Raw genomic sequence first — 22,835 nt, 5'->3', positions numbered from 1 at the left:
CGAACCGAGCCGCGTCGTCACTGATCTGTCACGGGTTGCTCTGCGAGCACCTGCCCGAACAGTTCCTTTTCGGCCCGCCGGAGATGCTGGTGGAACGTCGGCGCACTCACGCCGAGGGACTCCGCGACGTCCTCGCCGGTGCTCTCTCTCGGCCACTCGAAGAAGCCCGAGTAGTACGCCGTCTCCACTGCGGTGCGCTGTCGCTCCGTCAGTATCTCGGAGAACTGTCGTTGCAAGCGCTCTCGGAACGGGTCCTCGACGGACACCAAGCGCCGGGCGACCAACTCGACGTTCGGGTACGTCTCTCGGAGACGGTCCGTGACGGACCTGATGTCCGTCGAAACCGAGAGGTGGACGGTCAACTCGAAGTCGCCGTCGGCCATCGCGGCCGACTCGACGTATCCGCCGAGAGAGGCGATAGCCGACTGGACGGGTTGTTCCGAGAGGTAGAGTTCGAACCGGGCGGGCGAGGAGTCGCAGTCGAACCTCGCGAGCGACCGCCAGTGAGGAATCACGTCGACGAGCGATTCGAGCACGTCGAGGACGTGCGCGCTGGCGACGCCGTACTCCAGGTACGTCCCGTCCTCCAAGGGGACGGTTCGTTCGATGCGGAACGTGCCGTCGGACGGTAGCGTGGCGCCGTACTCGCCGAACGGGTTCGGAACTCGGAACTCGACTTCGACGGCTTCGTCGCCCATCAGCGCCTGTTTGCGCTCGTTCGCCGCGATGGCGTGGCCGACGATTTCGCCCACCGGTTCGAGCGCTCGCTGTTCTTCCTCCTCGAAGGCGTTCTCCCGGTCGGCGTACACCCCGAGGAGTCCGTACGTCGTCCCCTCGTACTCGATGGGGACGGCCGCCACGGACTGGTAGTCGTACTTCCGCGCGAGGTGACGCCACGGCTCGAAGTCCTCGTCGGAGAACGGGTCGTTGACGGCCTGTATCTCTCCGGTCCGCACGGCCCGGCTGGCGGGACCGCTCTCCTCTAACGTGTTCAACGACCGGGCGTCCGAGAGGTCTATCTCGTCGACGTAGCCCTCGACACCGACTTCGACGCGGGCGGTGAGTTCTCCGCGCCGCGGGTCGACGCCCGCGATCCACGCGAACCGGTACGACTCCGACTCCGCGAACGCCGTACAGACCTCCCGCTCTATCTCCTCTCGCGTCGGGCGACTGATTATCGCGTCGGATATCTCTCGGACGACTGCGTTGACGGCGTTGAGGGCGGTGAGACGCTCCTGTTGGCGTTCGTGCCGACGTAGCTGTTCTTTCCGCTCCGTCACGTCCCGGACGACCGCAATCCACCGCAGAGAACCCTCGGCGGAGCGATAGCGCGTGATTCGAGACTCGATGACGACGCGTTCGCCGCCGTCGGTCGTCGCTTCCGTCTCCACGCTCACGGTGTCTTCCCCCCCGCGAGAGCGCTCTCTGTAGCGTTCGATAACGCCTTCGAGCGTATCGTCGGTGGCTAACCGCCCCGTCTCGTCGAGGAAATCGCCCGCCGAGTGCCCCGTCAGCGTCTCGAAGGCCGAGTTCGTCGCGACGAGTCGCCCGTCTTCGTCGAAGACGCACACCGCGTCGTCGATGGTCTCGAATATCGTCTCGTATCGCTTCTGCTCGCGTTCGCGCTGCTTTCGTTCGTCGGCGTTCCGAACGTAGACCGAAACACCGGTCTCGGAGGGGTACACGCGCCCTTCGAGCCATACGTCGAGCGGTTCGAAGTACTCTTCGTAGGTCACGGACGACTGCGTCTCCGACGCGCGGCGGATGGCGTCGTACCCCGTCGAGTCGTCGGCGGCGGCGAACACGTCCGTGACCGACCGACCGACCACGTCCGACGCGTCACAGTCGAACAGTCGTTCGGCGCGCCGGTTGAGGTAGGTGAACCGGTGGTCGTCGTCGAGGGCGAACACCGCGTCGTCGATTCGTTCGAAGACGTCGTCGAGTTCGCGTTCGAGGGCGGCGTGCGAGCGAGACAGTCGACGGAAGAGCCGTTTCGACTCCGTCACGTCGTAGTACAGTTCCACTCGCCCGCCCGCGAACCGCCCCGACTCGATGGGCCGACTTCGGTGTTCCAACCACCGCTCGGGTCGGTGCTCCCCGGCCGTCACCCGGCACTCGAACTCCTCCGCGTAGGTGTTGTCGTCGTACGTAGAGCGCACCGTCTCGGCGAACTCGCCGGGGTTCGCGACGGTGTCGAGAATCTCCTCGTCCAAGAGACGGCGCTTGTCGCGTCCGACGACGGCCGTCCGGTCGAGGCCGAAGTATCGTTCGATGTCGTCGTTGACCCAGACGACCTCGAACTCGTCGTTCAGGACGAACACGCCCACGTCGGCCTCGTCGAGGACGTCGAGCAACAGCGAATCGTGTTCGACGACGGCGCTTTGCGCCTCCGCCCCCGTCTCCGAGGACTGCGGTTCGCGCCACCAGATTCGCCCGCGCGCGCCGACTTTCTTCGTCTCCACGACGCCCCGGTCGGCGAGTCGGGTCAGACGGTCGTACGCCGTCCGCCGGGTGCACGAGAGCGATTCGGAGACTTCGCTCGTCGTCAACGGTTCGCGGGCCCTCTCCGCTCGGTCGAACACCGCAAGCGTCTCCGAGAGAGGATCCGACTGCACGTCTTCGGGAGCCATACCGGAGTCGTCCGGCCGACGGAACAATAAACCTCCGTTGTAGGAAATAGCCCCAGAAGTCGCCGAAAAGGCGGTATAGAAGCGTCACGAGCGTCCGAGAGTCGCCGAATCCCGGAGCCATTCTCGGCCGGTAGCTTTTAGAGAGCCTTCTTTCGGCTCGCGCTCTCGGATGAGCCTATTCGTTTAACCCCATACGCTATTGTCTATCTTCGATATTGTTCAAACGAACAGCACCGACATCGGTGACTGGTAACCGAGCAGATAGATGAGTAACTCCATTCCCCATTCACAACTCGATTCGCTGGCTGAGACGGACGACGTCTCACGCAACGACTTGTTCGAGGCCCTCACAGAGAGTCGGCGCCGTACCGTTCTCGCGACGATAGCGACTGCCGGGACGCCCATCGAACTGCGTTCCCTCGCGCGGGCAGTCGCTCGCGAGGAGACCGACGTCACGGACGCCGACGTCCCCGAGGAGGCGTTCGAGCGGGTGTCGGTGTCTCTGTACCACACTCACCTTCCGAAACTTGCGAACCTGGGTCTCATCGAGTTCGACGCCCGGGAGAGAGTCGTCGAATCCGCGGCGGACGGCGTCGACTCTCTCTGTTTGTAGCCGGCCGATTACCCGTTCGATGCCGCCTCTCCGCCGGTTTCGAATCCGGGTCGCTCGTAGCACCGGTTTCTCCGCGGGTAACCGGTCGCTTTTCGGACCGGTTTGCGGCTTGCAAGTATAGGCCAAATCACCTACACCGAGTCCGGGAGTTGTACCGACCACATGACAGTAGACTCATCCGACGTCGACGAGCAGCGAGTGATTGCAGACATCGAACGACGCCTCGTGACCGACGGCGGCGAGGACGAAGCCGAATCCGACGACGAGTCGAGCCAAGACGAGTCGGCCGAAGAACAGGCGGCCGAAGGCGACGAAGAGGAGTCCGCCGAAGACGGAGAAGACGAAGGGTCGGACGACGGAGAGGACGCCTCAGAGGACGAGCAGGGAGACGAAGCGGAAGAAAGCGAGAGCGACGGCGAAGAAGGCGAGGAGTCGCCCGAACTCGACTCCCAGACCGCACAGAGCCAAGAGGAAGAGTCCGACGAGATACAGGAAGGCATGGAGGGCGAAGACGAGACGGGCATCCTGTTTTTGGACCTCGAAGGGCTCCACCTCGACCTTCTGGGACTGGAGGTGGACCTCAACCGAGTCATCCTCGACGTCGCCGCCCAGAAGGGCGACGGCAACTTGGTCGGGAACCTGCTTTCGGCCGTCGCCGGACTACTGGACAAACCCGGCGACATCCTCGGCGGCCTCTCGGACATACTCCCGTCGCTCGACGACATCCTCCCGGAAGCGCCCGAGATGGGCGACAAGATACGGAACATGGCGAAGAAGGCGGCGGACGAACTGCCGCTTCAGGACCTGTTGACGCAGATCGTCGTCGGTCTCGTCAACCAACTGTTCGGCACGAACGTGGGCGACGAAGCCGACGACGAATCTGAGACCCAACAGGAAGCCGAGCAGTCCGAGGGCGAGCAAGAAGAGTCCCAGGAGGCAGACGAGGGGGAGTCGGAGTCCGAAGAGAGCCAGAACCAGTCGGAGACGGAACAAGAGGGGCAAGAGGCCGAAGCATGAGCGGGTCGCTCCTCGACCGCATCGACGTGATGGAGATCCTCCGAGACGTCGATTTCGAGGAGGCGCTGGCGGGCACCGAGTGGGAGGGCACCGCGGGCGACGACGCCCTCGGCGAACGACTCGGCGCGCGCGCCGGAGAGTGGCTCGGAAGCGCCCTCGGCGCTCTGTTCGGCCAGATCGCGGGCGAGTTGGTCGTCGGCGGGATGCTCGACAAAGTCGGCGGCGACGAAAAGACCGACGGTGAGACGCAGGAGGCCAACGCATGAGCAGCGACTCCTCGTCCGGCGACGACTCCGGACTGAAGAGCGTCATCACCGACGAACTCGAGTCCCAGATAGACAAACAGAAGATGGGCAAGAAAGTCGGACGAGAGTTCGGCGCTCAGGCGGGCCGCGAACTCGGCGCGCGCCTCGGTCGGACGGTGGACGAAGCCGTCCGCGAGGGCGCAAAGCAGGGAAAACAGCCGGGCGAAATCCTCGGCGACGTAAAGCGGACGCTCTCGTCGTCCATCCACGAGTCGCTCGGCGACGAAGAGTCCCTTCGAGAGACGCTCTCGGAGTTCCAACAGTCGGTCCGAGATTCGACGGACGACGCCGCGAGCGAGGCCAAAGAGGGAGCCGAGTCGGCCACGGAGCAAGCGAGCGACGCCGGTGAGAAAGCGGCCGACAAAGCGAGCGATGCCGGTGAAGAGGTGGCCGACAAGGCAAGCGACGCCGGTGAGGAAGCCAAAGAGGCGGTTTCCGAGGCGGCAGATACGGTGACGGACACGCTCGACCAAGCCGACGAGGCCGACGAAGAGACCGAGGAGGAAGCCGAAGAGGCCGCCGAGGACGCCGAGGCGGAGGCCGAACAGGCCGACTCCGAGGAGTCGGTCGACCCGGACGAAGTCCGCCGCGAGACGTACACGGAGATGCTCGAAACCATCTCCTACCGCGAACTGCAGTCGATGGCCAAAGAGGCAGACATCAAAGCAAACCAGAGCCGAGAGGACTTGGTGTCGGCGCTCGTAGAGCAGTTCGACTCGGAAGACGGCGAAGACGGCGAAGACGGCGAAGACGGCGACGACTGAGACCCGACGCAGCGACGGAGTTCGCCTCTCGAGGCGTACATCGACGCACCGCCGACACGGCCGATCCGCCATCGTTCGAGTGCGGTTCGAACCAGCGGCCGTTGCCGTTCTCGGCGGATATCGGAGAACGGCGCCGTCCGGTCGGGAGACGCCGCCCCCAGTTCTTTGGATATTCGGGGCGTGTCCGACAGTAAGATGCCCGACACCGGATTCGAACTCCCGGACGGTCGCGCACGAATCGGCTGGTGGGTATTCGTTCTCGCACTCGCGGCGGCGGCGGCGTTCGTCGCGTACTCGTTCGTGGGGATGGTAGTGCTCGGCGTCTTCGGCTACTACGCGACCCGACCGATATACCAGCGACTCAAGCCCGTCATCGGCTCGGACGGGATTGCAGCGTGGCTGACGCTTCTGACGGTTCTGCTCCCGGTAGCGGCAATCCTGTTTTTCGCGGGGTTTCAGCTGTTCCAGCAGGTCCAGCAGTCCCTCGGAAACACCGCGGGCACCCTCGCGCTCCTCGAGAACTATCTCGGAGTCGGAACGCTACCGGCCGGTCAACGCCAGACGCTCGCGCAACTCATCCAAGACCCCGGTCAGGTCGTCTCGAACCCTCGACAGACGCTCCAGCGGGTCCTTCAGACGGGTATGAGAGTCGTGTCGGCCGCCATCAGTACGGTGTTGTTGCTGGGGCTTTCGGTGACGCTCTCGTACTTCCTCTTGAAGAACGACGAGGAACTCTCGGACGGTCTGCGCCAACTGTTCGGCGGCGGCGACACCACGGCCTACGCGTACGCCGCGGCAGTCGACGAAGACATAGAGTCCGTCTTCTTCGGAAACTTCCTCTTCGTCGTCGTCATGGCGGTCATCGCGGCGGCCGTCTACTGGGGAACGAACCTCGTCGCGCCGCCGGAACTCCAGATTCCGATGGTGTTCGTGCTCGCGTTCCTCACCGGCGTCGCCAGCCTCGTGCCCATCGTCGTCGGGAAGGTCATCTACCTCCCGGTGGTCGCCTACCTCGGCTTTCAGGCGGTGCGTCTCGGCGGAAACCAACTGCCGTTGGTGGGCGGCCTCCTCGTCGTCTACTTTCTCGTCCTCGATATCCTCCCGCAGACGTTTATCCAACCGTACATCACGGGCCGCCAACTGGACATGGTGGTGATGATGTTCGCGTATCTGCTCGGTCCCACCCTGTTCGGCTGGTACGGCTTTTTCCTCCTTCCGATACTGTTCGTCTTGATGCTCGAAGTCGTGCGTATCGTCCTCCCCGAACTCGTCCACGGCGAGTCGCTCACACCCACGGTATCGATGGGCGAATCGGTCGGGGCCGACCCTCAGTCGACGCGCGCGGAATCGCTCGACGGCGACGCCGCCGAGTCGGGCGACGAATGAACTGACGTCCGACCCGACGGGCGTGGCAGGCGCGACTCACCGACGCCCCATCTCTCGGCAACGCGCGGCGGGCCGTTCAGAGACGCCCGAGAATCTGCGGTGGTTATTCAGACGTGCGAACAGCGTTCGTCGAGGTGGTGTCGGACGGTGGACTCCTCGAACTCGAAGTGCGTCGCGAGCGATTCCGTCGAGTACCCCAACTCGGAGGCCGAACGCATCTCGGCGCATTCGTCGGCGTCTACGGGACCGAATTCGTCGTCGAGTTCTCCTTTCGTGTACATATCTCCTCATTAGGAGTGACGGGATTGAGGATTGTGCGTAGATGGATAGCCACTCGCGAGAGGCGCTGCTAGTGTGGTAATATACGAAATTTTGAAACAACTTCTATCCTATAATACACAAACAAACTGGTGTTCGAGTTGAGATTTTCGAACTCCAGCCGTCCGAGAGTGTCGAACGGGCGGACGCAGTCGGTCACCGCTGTCTCCGGCCCTCTCGTGTAACTGTGTTCCTCAGTCCGATTATACCGCCCCTACGCGGGGTTTGACCGCCGGTTGTATCTCCTGAATCTCCGTCTAAGAACACCCAATCAGACGTATAATTCCGGTGAGCTCGTCCATTACTATTGTCATATTCGCCAATTTGAGCGCGTAGGATTCAGACACGGCCGCTTTCGGCGGGCTCCGTGCTGAATCCGCGAACTCACACCATGGAACGACGAACCTACCTCAAGGGAATCGGTGCGGCTGGTATCGCTACGACCGGACTGGGGCTCAGCGCGTTCTCCGCGAGTGCGGCGAGTGCCGAACTGAACATCGCAGACGGGGACGCGGGCACGGTTACCAACGACACGGGCGACATCTCGAACGTCTTCATCAAGCCCGAACTGGCCGTCGAGTGGGACGGCTTCGACGAATCCGTAAGCAAGATGCGTGTGCTCGTCGAGGCCCGCCTCGAACGGAACGAACAGGGCGACATCCTGCCCGCGTGGGCGGACGAAGTGGACGGCCTTCGACAGGACGTCTACGACGCTCTCGGAAACGACTACGGCGGTTATCCGCTTCTCGACGACGGCTACGTGCCGGTCTTCAGAGAGACGCCGTGGCTGTTCAACGACGAGTACTACCCGGAGACGCTCACGGATTCCGGCACGAGCGGTCGCTTCCCCGGTAGCGGTCGAGCGCCCCTCTACAGTCGGGCGTCCGAACTCACCGGACGGAGTGACGCGTACTTCAAAGGAACGTCCGTCCCGTCCTCGGAGATTCCGCCCATCATGCTGTTCTCCGACGATCACGACCGTCCGGACTACGCCGGACTACCCGGAAGCGACGAGGACGTGAACGAGTCGCCCGGCCACTACCTGAGCGGATTCAGTATCAGCGGTGGCGGAAACTTCCTGAACGGAAGCTACGGCCCGGCGGGCGGGACGGACCTCCTCGACGAAGACACCGACGGGAGTTCCGCGGGTTCGCGGATCGGACTGCGCTTCACCGTCTCGCTCAGAACCGACGACGGAGAGAGCGCGGACCCGCTCGCGATGAGCGGCGAAGACGGCTACCCCGCCTACGACGCCGACGGGGACCCGACCACGTACCCGGAGAACAACGTCGGCTACGCCGGGCTTCGGTCCATCGCGGAGGAACACCCTGCGGTGATGACCGCTCACACGCAACTGACGCTCACCGCAACCAACGCGGAAGCGACGGCGAGCGGTAGCGGAACCCTCGGCGGAAACGCGAACTGACCCGCGGTTTCGGTCACGGTTTTTCCGACTCCGACGTGAACCGTCTACGACTCGCGGAGACTTCTCGCTCGTAATACCCCGCGCGAGGATGAGATGAGAGAAAGCGCCGGCCGGGATTTGAACTCGATGGCGAGACTCGCTCCGCTCGCCTCGCGTAGTTCAAATCGTCGGCAGGGCGATTATGTCTCTCACGTTCGTTCGAGACAATAATGCGCCGGCCGGGATTGTTGAACCACGCCGTCAAGTGTGTCACTCCGTGCCACACTTGCCGTCTGACGACAGCCCGCGAAGCGGACTGTCGCCCGGGCCATAACCGAGGCTCAGGGGGTCCTGTCGTGTGAAATTGGCGCTCAGTACGCACTACGACCAGCAGAAAGCCAAACACACGATACAAATGGAACCCCAACTCGAACCGATAGAACCTGACACCGCAGTAGAGCTATATCTCGCTGACCGCGAGAGCGAACTCTCGAAACAGACACACCGCACCCATCGTGGACGCCTGAAGCTCTTCCTCGAATGGTGCGCAGAGAACGACATCGAGAACCTCAACGAACTCACCGGACGCGATACAAACCGCTACAAAATCCGGCGCTCGAAAGACATCAAGAACGTCACGCTCAAGAGTTACATGGACACTCTTCGCGTATTCCTTCGCTGGGCGACAGGCATCGATGCTGTTCACCCGGAACTCCCTGACAAGGTCCAGTCTCCATCGCTTCAGCGCGGCGAGAACGAGCGTGAGACTCACATCGACAGTGAAACCGCTGAAGCGATACTAGAGTATCTCCGAAAATACGAGTACGCAACGCTCCCGCACGTAACGTGGGAACTCTACTGGCACACTTCGATGCGGCGTGGTGGAGGCCGTGCGCTCGATGTGGACGACTTCTACCCCGACGAACAGTACCTCGACGTATGCCATCGTCCCGAGACGGACACACCGCTGAAAAACAAGTACGAAGGCGAGCGACCTGTCTCAATCTCCACTGCCCTCACGACGGTCATCGACGACTGGCTCTCTGACCAGCGTCCCGATGTGACCGACGAACATGACCGTCGTCCACTTCTTGCAACGAATTATGGTCGAGCCCACGGCCAGACACTCCAAAAGTACGTCTACCAGTGGTCCCGTCCCTGTGCTATCGGTGATGAGTGCCCTCACGATCGAAATCCTGAGACGTGTGAAGCGACCCAACGACACGATACAGCCCATCTCTGTCCTTCGTCGATCAGCACGCACGACATACGCCGGTCAAGTCTCACCCACGCGCTTAGGAGCGAAGTCCCGGTCCCAGCAGTAAGTGGTCGAGCCGACGTTTCTGCTGATGTACTCGACAAGCACTATAACCAGATGACCGATGTCGAAAAGATGGAACAGCGGAGGGACTTCTTCGAGAATATCTAAATATCCTTACACGACAACCCCATGCCAGTTATTTGCCATTTACTCTAGGATATCACTCATATCAAGCCCACGACTCTCGTGCTCTTCGTCAACTCTACTCTTTGGAATTTGGATATGGAATTCATTACCAGCTAGAATTTCGCTGAAGAGATCAACTGCAGAGTCGGAGTACCGACGATATGTTACCGAGGGGTTGAAAAATGCGATGTGATACTTATTATTGAACCCAGTAATATTCATCCCTGTTTCTTCATAGATCGGTTTTAGAACCTTCCGCTTGAAATCATATGCCGAAGATAAACCAATTTTCTCATACATTTCTTGCGGAGAGAGATCATGATCAAAAATAAATCCACGATTCTTCCCTCCCGCAGAGACCCCTAACACAGTCGCAAGTTCCTCCTTATCCTCAGCAACGTCTTCAATACGCTTATGATCAACTACTCGCTCGTCGGATGATTTAGATCGAACGACTTCGTATGTATTAGCAAGAAGCTTGCGAAGGTATCTAACGTCAACTTCGAAACCCTCCCCACTAGCAAAGGCATCGAATACCCAATCGAAATCGCGAGCAATAATTCGATTTACGGAAATGAAACGGTCTTTTCCTAATTGAATCCGTTTCATACGAGGATATTCCTCGTATTCCTTAATGTTTCTGTCAAACTCAAGAAAGTAGATGTCTTTCGCGGTTACTTCGTCTTCTGGAAGTAGTTGATTCACCCACGACAGGATGGACCGAATGTTGGGGTCGGTCGCACTATAACCCACAATCAAAAGAGGATGCTCAGCAAAATACGTAAGCATCTTAGAGCTTAAATATCGCTTTCGACTTGTGAACTCCTCATAGTCTTCTGAAGTTAAAGTGAGCGAACTTGGGTCCGTTACTGTGCCGTGAATTTTCAGTATCTCACCTATGCTTTTATGTGGTGATCGGAGGATTTCCTCTCCAACAACGACATCATACTTTTCATCTTCCCTGCCTTCATTATTAAAGATATTTTCAAGGAAGCGGTCATAGTTAGTGGTTACCACCGCATGAGGCTGTATCTCACGAAGTTTCCGTATTTCTTTCTGTGCTTGGTCTAAACCTAAGTCTTCATCCAACTTCTCTTCTTTTAAATCCTCCGCTGAGTCGGGCGTGATACTCTTGAAATACTTCGAAATTTCAGTCTTTAGATAGATGTCTGGAGTATCCTCATATTTAAGATCTATATCAGAGAATTTCTCCTCATTTTTATCCCATGCCCACTGCGAAAACCGATCAGCCAAGAGACTCCCCATCTCAGTAGCATCCCGGCTCTGACGGTAGTATCCGTAATTGTGTTCAAGCTTCGGACAACTTGATGCCATCTGACTCAGAAGTTGGTCCCAACTCGGTCCCGAAAAGTATCGTATCGAAAGGCCTGATCCTGCAAATACGATTGGCTGAACGGGTACCGATCCGACCGTTTTCTCGATTTCTTCTTTTATTTCCGCCCGATAATTTTCTAAATGAGTCACAGCTTCCCCTCCTTTCCCAGTCGATTGAACTTCATCTTGCTTCTGTCAATTCATGAGACATGTTAATGTTGATGGTTTCGCTTAGAATTAGATTCTCCGCTTGAGAATGGGTGTGCTATTGTTTCTCACGACATGAACCACGTCGCTAGGAGGATTTACTCAAAATCGAATAGGGTACGCTGTCGCTTGTAGTCATACGGTTCCGTCAGAAGAGACCTCAGGTCTGAATAATCAACTTGAGCATGTGCATTCTCTTCTAGAGCCCGGTCAACAATCCACGCTCGGAACTCTTCGTATTGGTTTCGGTCGTTAATTACATCACTCATGTTGATCGTCTTGAGTTCACCAAATCGAGCGAAGTATATCCCTACTCGGTTGATCTCTGGGTACTTTCCTTCAAACGGCTCCTTGCTAGACCTCCACTCTGATTCGTGGATCAACCGTTGTACGTCGTTCACAACATAGTACATCAATAATTGCCGCCAGAATGCCTTCGTGAATGTAGGATTCTTCGTAGTTTTGATATCGATGAGTAAATCGTCTACGATGAAGTCTCCTTCTCCCCGCAGTATATGTAGATAATTGCCGAATGACGGCTTCTCGAATACAGTTTCCCCGCAGGTCCACTCCTTCTCGCGCAGTAGGCTAAACAGATCATTCATCTCGTCAAGGACGTCCTCCTCGAAGGCGTTCCGGTCAATCCATGAGTGGACGGTTTCGTTTGGCTTCCACCCAGCGTTGATGAGTGCAGATTTTACCACTCCCTTGGTGTTCATACCTGTCTGGACGTATTGGTGAGCGAGTTTTGACAAATCTTCGTCAATCGTCCATTTGATTGCACTCTGGCGTCTCCGCCATACGGGGCGGGCTTCGTTCATCTCTTTCCACTCGGTTCGATTAGAAATTCCTTCTCTGTCTTCCCACTGCATCCCATCGAATTTTCGGACGCGGGTCGGTGGTGTTTCGCCTGCTTTCCAGCGGCACTTTTCCGAGTTTCCGAGACCTTCCCAACTCTCAGTGTTCTCATCTTGTGACCAAGTTCTCAGTGCTCTGTACTGCGGTCGGACAACCTCGTTACATCGACGATACAGGAGTAGCTTACAAAGGAACTCAAACGCATTTCCGATTAGTCTATGACCATAACCGTTATTTTTGACCTCGATGTCTCTCCTAACATCCTCTCCCGGGTTGGGAAATGTAGCATCTATCTCATTCCTGACTTCGCTAATTTTTATGAAGTCGGTGACCCCCGTCGCCATTCTTGATATTGAATCTATCCTATAGAAGTAAATAGTATTCCTACACTCTCATAATATGATAACTATGGCTGGTGTCTACAAACTGTTAAAAACCTGAAATACCGAATATAGATCCAATCTTTTCACAGATATGCAATACTAAGACAAGGCATCCGATAGACTGCCCTGCGAATCAAATAACAAGTTCTCCTTCATCTCAGTAACACTACTTCCTGCAACAGGGATTCCAGCTCTTGCGGTCAGACGACGGCTCACTGCATCTAATAGAGTGCAAACTCGGTCTCGACTTCGCTGATGCGGTCCTCGGCTACCGTAGATGTCGAACGAGCGTCTGCAACGGACGTTCTATCTGGTTAGCCTGCGGTTGTACTGATTCTTCACTACAGCCATAATCCGCTCCTCATTCATCTCCAGATGTCGTCTTCATCCTCATCATCCGCGTTAAGTCCGAACGTAGTCGCCGGTTCAAGGCTGAACTCGTTAAGTAGGAACCACGACGACGCCTCGCCGTAGAACCCGTCTCGGGGGTCGTACTCGTTGCGCTGGGAAGGCGTATGCCCCTCGAAGCCTTCGGCAACCGTGAACGCGATGTCGTAAGTGTGTCCCTTTGTCGGTGTGAAGGTCGCCGTCGCCGTTCCCGAATCAGGGATGTGACGCGTCCGCGTGTCACGTCCGAAGCTGTTCGTGTTCGACGCTCTGCGCGGTTCAACCTCGATGACCCTTGAGACGACGGCACCGATGCCCCGGCCTGCGATGAACTTCGCGATAAGACCAAGACTCGGTAGGAACACCCATGTGATGACCGTGGTCACTGCCTGCTCGATGGCGCGTTCGGCCAGTTCCGCCTGCAGTTGCGACCCAAGCACCTCCACATCGGAGGCAACCTCCTGCTGAAGGGTGCGATTCCGAATGACGATGCCGTACGTGTTTGTCAGCGTTCCCTCGCCGTCGGTGTCGTAATTCCACGTCTCGTGCGACCCGCTTGCGTCGAACGCAACCGTCACCTTCCGGGGGTCATTATCGGGTGCTTCCCACGTAAGTCCCGTCGTCGCCTCCGCACTCATCCCGATGCGACAGTTTGGGCCGTTGATGCCGCCTTCCAGTCCGATTTTGAGCATCCGCCCATCCGCATCTGCCATCTTGCGATCAGTGTCGATGGCTCCCTCATCGGACACTGACTGCTTGACGACGGGTCCGTGGACGGAGTTGGTCAGATGCCCTAGGAGGTCGCCTTCTGGCGCGGTCTGCGCCCGTCCGACACCTGCCGACGATACGAGGCCCGTACCGAAGGCTGTGGTCGCCGTGTTTTTTAGAAACCGCCGTCGCCCACCGTTGAGGGGTTGGTCGGTCATACTACTCGATTTAGTAATATGAACGCTATACGGTATAACTTCTGTTCAAGTATATCATACTCTGTTGGATAAATAGATTATGCGTCAACCAAAGTATAAGCGATTGTTGCTTAGCGAGTCGAACAGTGCCTCAACGTCTGCCACCATCCCGAGACTGACACTCCTAAAGAAGCAGTATAGTGGATAGGCGCCAGTCTCCATCTTGACCGCCCTCGTCACGGTCCTCAACCGACTGACTCTGCGGCCAGCGACCGAACGCTTCTGACGACTACGGACGAGAACCCAAGACCAGTGAAGCGACCCAGCGCCACGACACAGCCACCTCTGTCCCTCCTCAGTCAGTCTACACGACATCCGCCGGTCAAGTCTCATGCACGCGCTCAAAAACGAGGCTATCAGTCCCGGTGGTCAGCGACCGAGCGGACGTTTCTGCCGACGTTCTCCATAAACACTACAACCAGATGTCCGACATCAAGAAGATGGAACAGCGGAGGGGGTACTTCGAGAATATCTAAGAACCGGGACGGACTCTACCACCGACTCTGCTCGTTACCTTCGAGAATGCGATCACATGAATAGGGTCTGTGATTGATTGGCGGCATCAATCCGACTCCCGATTTCTCACCTCACTGTATTAAGGAACGAATGTTCATATTCCCAACTGTTTTATAACCTCTTTACAACCAGATAGTATTACGATGGACGAGTACCTCCCGGAGACGGAACGAATCAGTGAGATACTTCCTCGATTGAACGATTCGTTGTTCATTCCGTGTCTCCAACGCGATTACTGCTGGAATCAGAATCAAATCAAGATGCTGTGGGACTCTCTCCTTCGGGGACTACCTCTCGGATCACTATTGATCTGGGACGATGAAGGCGAAGGACCGCGAAGAGAGCCCGCTTACTCGTTCCTCCAGCACTACGTAGATTCGCGCGCGTTCTCGTTCGAGGACGAAGGGCACATCCGGCGTTACAGTCAGCGGTACGACTTCGGAGACATCCCCGAGTCCTATTCACTCGTACTTGATGGCCAACAGCGACTGACCTCGTTCTTCCTCAGCCTGACCGGGACCTTCACGACCCGGAGACACGGAGGGTGGGTCAAGAATCGAGGAGCGTGGAATCAACGGAAGCTGTACTTCGACCTACTATCAGGAGATCAATCCGGCGAACACGACCGTGACCTCGTTTACGAGTTCAGGTTCAGGAAGTCCGGCGGACTGAGCGAATCGGGTGACCGTTACTGGTTCGCAGTTAGTCGGCTGGTAGACGACTCTGGCGAACTCACAACCGACTCGTTCCTCGAAAAGGACGCGTTCCTTGACGAGACAATCCCCGAGGTACAGGAGAGTGTCGACAGTGCGGAACACGAGCGCGTCGAATCGAATCTAAAACGACTCTGGTGGGGCGTGAATCGACGAGAAGCAATCCTCTGTGAACGAACACTCACAGACGAAAAGACTGCGAGGGAGCTGTTCATCCGGCGCAATAAAGCGGGCAAGATGTTGAGTGGCGTAGACATACTACTGGCCCTTCTCACCGGCTACTGGAAGAAAATCGATGAGGACGGAGGACCGACCGACGCGAAGAAGCAGATCGAGCAGTTCACCGAGTCACTGTCGAGGGACGACGATCTCACCGAATCGGGGTTTACCTTCGGGAAGAACTTCGTGCTCCGTACTCTCCTCCTGTTCTCGGGTGAGCGACCAGCGTTTCGAGCGAATGGACGATACGATGGTGACGACCTCCGCGAAGCAGAGACGATTTTCTACGACGACCAATTCGAGCAGGCGTTACGGGATGCGTTTGAACTCTCTTCCGAGTTCGGCTTCCACAACGGGGCACTATCCAGCAAGAACGTCGTCGCTCCCATCAGCCAGTATCAGTACGAGACAGACACCTCCACGAGCGCAAGTGGTTCTGCAATCCGATACTGGCTTGCCACTACAGTCCTGAACGGCGTGTTCGGGAACATCGGAACAGAGCGGGTTCTGAAAACGGCCAGAGGACACATCGAAGAGAGCGATAGTGGCCGCTTCCCTGCGACAGAAATTCTGGACGACCTTCGCGGGAGCGGCGCAGTCGTACAGTTGAACAGTGAGGTCCTTGACGAATTACTTGAGGAAGTAGACTATCGATCGGGTGCGCGTAGAAACGTGCTCCTCACTCACCTCTACCAGAACCGTAGAGCAGGCCACAAAGAGTACGAAGTGGATCACATCTTCCCGAGGGGAAAGCTAGGCGACGAAGCGTTCCTGCGGGAGATGGGAGTGGAACCAGAACGTATCGACTGGTTCAAAGATAACCGAGACCACATCGCAAACCTCCAACTCCTCACCCCGAAGGAGAATCAATCGAAGAGCGACCGAGATCTCACCGACTGGCTGGAACGGATTGACGATGAGAAGGTGGAATCAATCCCCGACAAGGGCGAGTATTTCGAACAACACCGGGTACCCGAGGACCCGGATCTCCACGAGTATCAGAACTACCCGGAGTTCGTGGAACGCCGGTTGGATTTAGTGAGGAATCGGCTGGAGACGAAGCTCCCGCTCAAAGAAACTCTTTAAGCCCAATTACTCTCCGTACCCTGTGTTCTCTTTCTATGTTAACTCCATCGCGACCTTTGACACCAACAACTAAACGCTCCCCTTCGAAGGAAGAACATGACTGGGGATTGGGCGGTGAGTAGTTATTCGAACGGGTTCTCCCCCGAGACGAAGCAGAACCTCCACGACCTGTACTCGAATCGCTGTGCGATATGCGGTCAGAAGCGCGAATCTCCATTCGGACGTCCCGAGGCCGAGGCCGCACACATCCACCCCGTACAACACGGCGGGCCCGATCGAGAGACCAACGGTTTACTCCTCTGCCGTCGCTGTCACTGGGGGTTCGACTCTGGGTGGCTCAGTTTACGAGACGACTACAGCATCATCGTCGCAGACGCCACTTCGACTCACGGCTATGAGTCCTTCCACCAGTTTAGCGATCGTTCTCTCGTCCAGCCCAGTACAGACGATCTTGAGCCGGAAGTACGCTTCGTGCAGGTCCACCGAAAGTTGTTCGGCTTCGACCCCATCAACACTGGCGACCGACTGACGATCGGTGGCCTACGAAACAGAGAGACACGCCTCGTAGACGGACGACGCGTTATCGTCGAAGGAAGTGCAGACGATGCCCTACTCGTCAATTGTAGCGTCACGGATACCGGGCCTGAACGAGTGCGATGTAACCATCATCGGACACTCAAGCGCCGTTCGACACTTACGGCGGACTCCCCTGACTCACCGTTCGAGCTAACATCCTCCGACATCACGTTCGATCGATTAGAACGCTACATCCGAGAAATCAAAGAAGAACAGACGGGTGTTGCGCAGAAATGGGAATGGGGACGGCTCTTCCGTAGGGCACGAACCAAGTACGGCTACTCCCACGAGGAGATAGCCGAGACGATCGATGTTGAGGGGGCTAGCGCTTTGCAGGTTCAACGCTCAGAGCGGGTTTACGATATGTTCCCTGACCGAGATTACGAGGAAGGAGGACTTTCATACTCGGCGATAGCGGAACTCCAACGCATCTTCTCTCAGACCGATGATGCTCGTTCTGCCTACGATTGTATCATCGCAACCGGCCATTCGCTCACGGTAGAGGAGACACGTGCATGGGTCGAACTACTGCTGGCTGAGAGAGAAGTAACCCGTGAATCAGTTCGAGAATCGCTTCGGCAACATGGGGATTCCCGTGAGGCGGGGTTTCAGGAGAGTGTTCGGCGTGTCCTTGACGTACAAGCCGAATACGAATCGAGCTACTCAGGGAGCTCAGCCTGAGGGATCTACTCCAACAGCCAGCTCGATTCGAGAGCGATAGAGATACGCGACACTGGCCATCTACTGCATATTTGTTCCTCTTATCACCGCTAAACGGATGCCCAGATCACCTAACGACTAACAGAGGGCCTTCCTCTTCTTTGAGGTCGCAACCTAGTTCTCCCCCTCCATTAGCCATTTGACGACATATTCATCTAATAAGTACCTTGGCTTGGAAAAGTATTATCAGCACCAAGACACGCAGAAGAATATGGTATCAGAGGCTCAACTTGGAGAACTTCTCGTCGGCGCATATCATAAGCTCATGACTGACTGCGAGATCGTTAGCTACAACCAACGCTCCAAGGAGGTGGGCGAGCAGATGGAGATTGATATAGTGGCCATCGACTCACAAGGAACGAAACAGACCATCTATGTTTGCGAGGTTATCACCCACCTTCATGGGACTCTCTATCCGGGGACTCCCTCAACAGACCGCTGGGACGAGTACGGTAACGATGACTACCAATACACGCTAGAAAAGCTCTGGAAGAAGTTCAACTCAGACTACGATTATGTGACGCGGGTATTTGACGATGCTGACGAGTACGTGTTCCAGCTGTGGTCACCAGTCGTCCCCAGAGGATACCTAACCTCAGGCCTCGATAAGCTATCTAGTGACTTTGAGGACAAGACTGGAGCAGAGATAGAACTGGTCATCAACGGGTCGTACACCGACCGAATTGACGAGCTTCGGGAACTAGCAAGAGCAGATAAAAAGGGATACGGTGAACCAGCGTTCCGCTTCCTCCAGATATTAGAACATCTCCGATGAGGCGCGAAAGCAGGCTCTTGATGTAGATAATGCGCTCACCCTCAACTCCTGCTCCTACGCGTGCGGCGAAACGTCTCGGTCAAGCGACCGAACGACCCCTGACTACAGAGTCACCGGACGGACTGACCGCGCGGTGCTCTTTTGATTCTTGCAGTCAATAGTGTGACTATGACGATGAGCGATATCCTACGCAACGAGGTTAGTCGTCTCTACGCCATCGTCTCGTTTGGCACGCTCATCATCGGGATGGTCGGCCTCACTACCGGCATGGGTATGGATGTAATTTCCCCACTCGTCATCATCGGTGCTCTCGTCATCGGATACATCGATATCTACTGGCTTCTCGGAGGGGATGGGGCGTATGACTGATAACGATGAAGAGGATGATGTAGAACCGTCTCTAGAAGACGCCCATGTGCGGTCGAACGCCGTGAAACCGTGGCGCTGGTCTCTATCGAATATTATCCATCGGCTCACTCAACAACTTCGTTGAACCTTCTATCGCGGGTTTACAGCGGAAACGTGCGCATGATAATGTCATTTGTTAGCTCTGAATAAGATGTGTCCCAGATGACGACCGACCCGAGCTGTACAGACTCGCTTGAACGCGAGCGTCTACAATCCGTATTACCTGACTACTCGTCCTCTGACTCCGTTTTGTAATGACCCTCTAATGCGACCTTGTACTGAACCAGTTTGTTTTCGACTTCATCTGGGTCGATGGAGTCAATAATGAGTGTCATCGTCACCAGTCCGTTGTTCTCATCATCGGTGCTGAATTCGTGGTCGGTGAGGTAGTACACCCCAATCTCTTCGAAATATTCCCGTTCCCCTTCGTGTTCAAAGAGAACTCGTCCATCGCCCCGAGGGAACTCCAACGTCACCTGAGTCCGACCCTGTACGTCACCGATCGGATTGTATTTAGCCGCGCTGTATCGGAGACCTTCCCGTTCACGAACCCGGACACGAACTGCACGAACGGAGAAATACTCCGTCTCAAACATCATTCCGGGGTCAGACAACCGAGCCCGAAGTTGTTCTTCCCGACGATAGACATCGGTGAGGACTGCCTTCCGCCACGATAAATACGCAAAGAGAGCGGCAAACCCACTTACAAAAATTGTTGCAGTCTGGAGCGACATTCAGTACGACATATGGGAAGCCACTACTCAAAAGTAATCACCCTATTGTGCCGATGACTACTCTTCGTCCTCATTTTCCAGTTCTACGGCGGGTCCGATAAGGATGACTCACCCATACGCCACGTAGCCGCGCGGTCGTTTTCGCAGGAGAGCCATTTCTGCTCCTCCATTAGGGAAGGTTGACCTATGCCGAATGTGAAACCGCGATGCGCATCAAGTCCGGGTCATCAGGGATGGACTGTGATTGCGGTCACCCGTGGCGCGTTATGTGTACACCAGCCGAAATGATGGACGAACTCGAAAAAAGACTCTAAACGGCTGAGTACATCGTCAGTTCGGTGCGATGACGTAGCCTTCCTCAGTTTCAACCAACCGTCCGTCAGTTGTGATGGTATTGATGGCCGATTGGATGGTTTGCTCTTCGTAGTCGCGTTCCGCACGCGATACGACTTCTTTGAGCGGGGCACCCGGTTCGTCGTCGTACTCGCTCTGGAGGTCTCGGACGTGGCCCAAGACGTTCTTTATCGCCCATCTCTTCACAGAGGATGTGCCGGTCTCCAGACGGCTAATATCGATACGTCCCTCTTCATCAGAGGCCGCTTCCTTGAGTGAAGAGAGCATCAGCCGTTCCGCACGCTTCACGTCGTCTACGGTGACTTCCTCTCGCAGGTGCATCCGAGCACTCGCTTCGGCAAGCCGAATAAGGCCGTGGTATTTTCTGGGATTGATTGCGTTCCGGTCTGCGTCACCCGTATTACGAATACGCATCCACGTGTCATCGACGGCTTCGTAAGCGGCAGACCCTTCAACAAGTTCGGGGTCACACGTTTCACGAGCGTACGCGATGTAGCGGGTGAAGAAGTCGTAACGGATGCTTCCATCGTCAAGGAAGAGAGTATCTGGGTCGCCTTCTCCATCCGCCACAACCTCCTTAGCCGCCCAGTCGGTGTGGGCTGAGCGAACTGCGTCGGAGATTCGTGAGTCAAGTTCCTCATCAGCAACATCACGGAATACCCACACGAGGTCGAAGCGATTGAGAATTTCCGTCGGCAGGTCAAACTGCTCGTTGTACGACTCAAAGGAGTTGAAGTCCCCATCGATGGGGTTTGCCGTTGCAACCACAGACGTGTGCGTGCGGAGGTCTGCCTTGATGCTCGCCTTCTTCACTTCGATGTGCCCGTTGGCCATCGCCCCAGCAAGTGACTTGATTTCCTTGTTGTTGAACTTGTCCAGTTCGTCGATGGCAAGGACTCCTTCATCCGCCATCGGGAGAGCGCCTGCCCTCACAACCCACTCTTCCGTACCGCCAATTTCCTCTTTCTCTGCAGTAGCAGTCAAACCTACAGCTGTTGAAGTTCCAGAGTCAACGCCGACACCGTGTGGGACAAGGCTCTTGAGTTTACGCGTGAGGGCTGACTTCGCCGTGCCTGCGTCCCCGATGAGGAGGATATGAGAAAACCCCCGTGTGAGTAGGTTTCCTTGTGCGTCGTAACGAGATGGTCCGCCGAATGCCATCAACAGGAGGCTCTCCTTAACATCTCGGTATCCAGCGATGTCCGTCTCAGGTGCAAACGTGTTAATCCCCGCATCTACGAGTTCAGGGTGCTGAGAAACCTCTTTGAATTGGCTTGCTTCTCTCTTGGAGAACTCCATGTCCAGATGACCGCTCTCATTCGCTTGCATAGAGATGGCCTCAACGAAGGGTTCAACCAACGTCGTGTCCGTGTCCGTGTTCTCCTTCAGCACACCGATGATAGTCCCACGTTCACCCGGTGTGATGAGGTCGTGCATATCTCGGTCATACACATCGACAGCGATTTTGCGCGGATTATCTATCGAGTCTTGTGGCGGCTCCTGCAATTTCATCTGTTGGTACGGGACCATCTCACCCATGTTCGACGCTGGGGTAAAGCAGTTCTTCCGTTCACACGCCTCGCACGCGCCTGCAACCTTCTGAACCTTCTTCAGGTCAGTTGTCCATGATGCGTTCACAGGGTCTTGTAGAGTGTTGCAGAGGTCGCACCGGAATACGACCTCGTTCCGCCGGGGTTGCGTCCCCGATAGGGTTGAGCCGACGCCTTCAACTGCCACAAGCTCACCAAGGTGGTCGAGGTTGTCGTTGCCGATGTCGATGGTTATGGAGTCTGGGGCGTTCACGAACTCAACACTGGCTTCCACTTCAGGGACTATCATCGGTTCATCAATTATCAAGCCCGAGAAGTTCGCTTGCATCTCCTCATCCGTCGCGGCGTACCAACGCATCCACTCAACATGGGCGGTGTACTCAGAGAGGAAGAGACTGAGGTCTCTTCGGTAGTTCTCTGGGTGTTCCACCAGATTGTCGAAGATTGTATCGTTGACCGCTTTGACCGCTGATAGGTCAAGGTCAAACGTGTACTTCTCGGGGTCCTCTTCGATGATTTGGAGGAACTCATCGTGAAACCAGTCACCGAAGTGAGCAGTAAGGATTGCGAGGGCCGGATAGCTCGGACCAAGGGTAGGGACTTGGGGTTGCGTCGCCTCCGACGGCACGCCATCCGCCATCAGAGGTCACCGGCACTTAGGCCATCGTTGGATTCGTCACCCCCTATATCCAGACCGAATCGGCTGGCGGGTAGGTCGCTCATCTGGTAGAGGGTTTCAAGCACCTCAGTCGTACTGACACGGTGCTCTTCTGCGATTTTTTGTACTTGGGGGAATTGGACATTCACGTGGGTGCCACGCTCCTCCATAAATTCTAAGAATTCATCGAGGGCGTCCTCAAACGAATCAGAAGCCTGTGCATCTTCAAGTGCGGCTTCCAATTCCTCGATTTCGGACTCGATGGAGGACTCTTCGCGGTGGAGGTCTTCCTTCTTTGCGGAGAGCTTCGCGCGCTTCTCACGCTTGCGAGAGAGTTCATCTTCGATACGTTCCTCATCACGAAGTTGAAGGCCAAGCTCTCGCCTGAAGGCACGGATAGCGAACTCCTTATTAGACTCAGGAAGTATGTCGATTTGTTCTTTCAGTGCGGATGGAATGTCCGCGACGAATCGGTCTAAGTCGGTGTGAGTGGATTGGGCGTCCAT

The 22,835-nt window shown here is 56.6% G+C and carries 19 protein-coding genes; 11 read left to right on the top strand and 8 right to left on the bottom strand.

The genetic code is table 11. From position 1 onward, the window contains the following. Positions 1–17: 17 nt before the first annotated feature. On the bottom strand, positions 18–2,630 hold the full coding sequence (locus BM167_RS04985) for a PAS domain S-box protein (RefSeq protein WP_092889610.1): 2,613 nt from the start codon (positions 2,628–2,630) through the stop codon (positions 18–20). Between the two features lie 265 nt (positions 2,631–2,895). On the opposite strand from BM167_RS04985, the gene BM167_RS04980 reads away from it, so the two are divergent. From BM167_RS04980 to BM167_RS04955, 5 genes are all read left to right on the top strand, one after another. Then, positions 2,896–3,243, top strand: a complete 348-nt coding sequence (locus tag BM167_RS04980; RefSeq protein ID WP_092889607.1) for a DUF7344 domain-containing protein — start codon at positions 2,896–2,898, stop codon at positions 3,241–3,243. A gap of 162 nt (positions 3,244–3,405) precedes the next feature. Continuing rightward, positions 3,406–4,260, top strand: coding sequence for a hypothetical protein (locus BM167_RS18085; protein ID WP_143095472.1), 855 nt, complete (start codon positions 3,406–3,408; stop codon positions 4,258–4,260). Next, positions 4,257–4,526, top strand: a complete 270-nt coding sequence (locus BM167_RS04965) for a hypothetical protein (RefSeq protein WP_092889598.1) — start codon at positions 4,257–4,259, stop codon at positions 4,524–4,526. The genes BM167_RS18085 and BM167_RS04965 overlap by 4 nt, the downstream gene beginning before the upstream one ends. Continuing rightward, on the top strand, positions 4,523–5,329 hold the full coding sequence (locus tag BM167_RS04960; RefSeq protein ID WP_092889595.1) for a Tim44 domain-containing protein: 807 nt from the start codon (positions 4,523–4,525) through the stop codon (positions 5,327–5,329). The genes BM167_RS04965 and BM167_RS04960 overlap by 4 nt, the downstream gene beginning before the upstream one ends. 195 nt (positions 5,330–5,524) lie before the next feature. Next, positions 5,525–6,715, top strand: coding sequence for an AI-2E family transporter (locus BM167_RS04955; protein ID WP_092889592.1), 1,191 nt, complete (start codon positions 5,525–5,527; stop codon positions 6,713–6,715). Positions 6,716–6,822: 107 nt separating this feature from the next. On the opposite strand, the gene BM167_RS18330 is transcribed toward BM167_RS04955, so the two are convergent. After that, complete coding sequence (locus tag BM167_RS18330) at positions 6,823–6,996, bottom strand: hypothetical protein (RefSeq protein WP_177213281.1); 174 nt, start codon at positions 6,994–6,996, stop codon at positions 6,823–6,825. Between the two features lie 428 nt (positions 6,997–7,424). Between BM167_RS18330 and BM167_RS04950 the strand changes: the two genes are divergently transcribed. Both BM167_RS04950 and BM167_RS04945 read left to right on the top strand, forming a co-directional pair. Continuing rightward, positions 7,425–8,459, top strand: coding sequence for a hypothetical protein (locus BM167_RS04950; RefSeq protein ID WP_092889589.1), 1,035 nt, complete (start codon positions 7,425–7,427; stop codon positions 8,457–8,459). A 394-nt stretch (positions 8,460–8,853) separates the two neighbouring features. Then, the gene (locus BM167_RS04945; protein WP_092891105.1) at positions 8,854–9,867 is read left to right on the top strand and encodes a tyrosine-type recombinase/integrase; all 1,014 of its coding nucleotides are present in this window, start codon (positions 8,854–8,856) and stop codon (positions 9,865–9,867) included. A 39-nt stretch (positions 9,868–9,906) separates the two neighbouring features. On the opposite strand, the gene BM167_RS04940 is transcribed toward BM167_RS04945, so the two are convergent. The 3 genes from BM167_RS04940 to BM167_RS04930 form a co-directional block, all read right to left on the bottom strand. Further along, positions 9,907–11,370: an SIR2 family protein gene (locus BM167_RS04940; protein WP_143095471.1), complete on the bottom strand. Its 1,464-nt coding sequence runs from the start codon at positions 11,368–11,370 to the stop codon at positions 9,907–9,909. A 155-nt stretch (positions 11,371–11,525) separates the two neighbouring features. Next, positions 11,526–12,629, bottom strand: a complete 1,104-nt coding sequence (locus tag BM167_RS04935; RefSeq protein WP_143095470.1) for a hypothetical protein — start codon at positions 12,627–12,629, stop codon at positions 11,526–11,528. A 404-nt stretch (positions 12,630–13,033) separates the two neighbouring features. Next, entirely contained in the window at positions 13,034–13,981 is a 948-nt protein-coding gene (locus BM167_RS04930) for a hypothetical protein (RefSeq protein ID WP_092889580.1), read from the bottom strand. A 698-nt stretch (positions 13,982–14,679) separates the two neighbouring features. Between BM167_RS04930 and BM167_RS04925 the strand changes: the two genes are divergently transcribed. The 4 genes from BM167_RS04925 (at position 14,680) to BM167_RS04910 (ending at position 18,994) form a co-directional block, all read left to right on the top strand. Continuing rightward, a complete protein-coding gene (locus BM167_RS04925) occupies positions 14,680–16,554 on the top strand; it encodes a DUF262 domain-containing protein (RefSeq protein ID WP_092889577.1) in 1,875 nt (624 codons plus the stop codon). A 96-nt stretch (positions 16,555–16,650) separates the two neighbouring features. Then, on the top strand, positions 16,651–17,811 hold the full coding sequence (locus BM167_RS04920; protein WP_092889574.1) for an HNH endonuclease: 1,161 nt from the start codon (positions 16,651–16,653) through the stop codon (positions 17,809–17,811). Between the two features lie 250 nt (positions 17,812–18,061). Next, entirely contained in the window at positions 18,062–18,625 is a 564-nt protein-coding gene (locus tag BM167_RS04915; RefSeq protein ID WP_092889570.1) for a hypothetical protein, read from the top strand. Between the two features lie 168 nt (positions 18,626–18,793). Beyond that, entirely contained in the window at positions 18,794–18,994 is a 201-nt protein-coding gene (locus BM167_RS04910; RefSeq protein ID WP_092889567.1) for a hypothetical protein, read from the top strand. A 266-nt stretch (positions 18,995–19,260) separates the two neighbouring features. On the opposite strand, the gene BM167_RS04905 is transcribed toward BM167_RS04910, so the two are convergent. The 3 genes from BM167_RS04905 to BM167_RS04895 all read right to left on the bottom strand — a co-directional run bounded on the left by BM167_RS04905 (position 19,261) and on the right by BM167_RS04895 (position 22,835). Further along, the gene (locus tag BM167_RS04905; RefSeq protein WP_092889564.1) at positions 19,261–19,767 is read right to left on the bottom strand and encodes a hypothetical protein; all 507 of its coding nucleotides are present in this window, start codon (positions 19,765–19,767) and stop codon (positions 19,261–19,263) included. Positions 19,768–20,097: 330 nt separating this feature from the next. Then, on the bottom strand, positions 20,098–22,311 hold the full coding sequence (locus BM167_RS04900; RefSeq protein ID WP_092889561.1) for an ATP-binding protein: 2,214 nt from the start codon (positions 22,309–22,311) through the stop codon (positions 20,098–20,100). Continuing rightward, complete coding sequence (locus BM167_RS04895; protein ID WP_092889558.1) at positions 22,311–22,835, bottom strand: hypothetical protein; 525 nt, start codon at positions 22,833–22,835, stop codon at positions 22,311–22,313. Before BM167_RS04895 ends, BM167_RS04900 begins: the two co-directional genes overlap by 1 nt.

The sequence above is a fragment of the Halopelagius inordinatus genome (assembly GCF_900113245.1).
Lineage (GTDB): Archaea > Halobacteriota > Halobacteria > Halobacteriales > Haloferacaceae > Halopelagius > Halopelagius inordinatus.
Note: the sequence above shows the minus strand (reverse complement) of the source record. Positions and strands in the feature narration are given on the sequence as shown.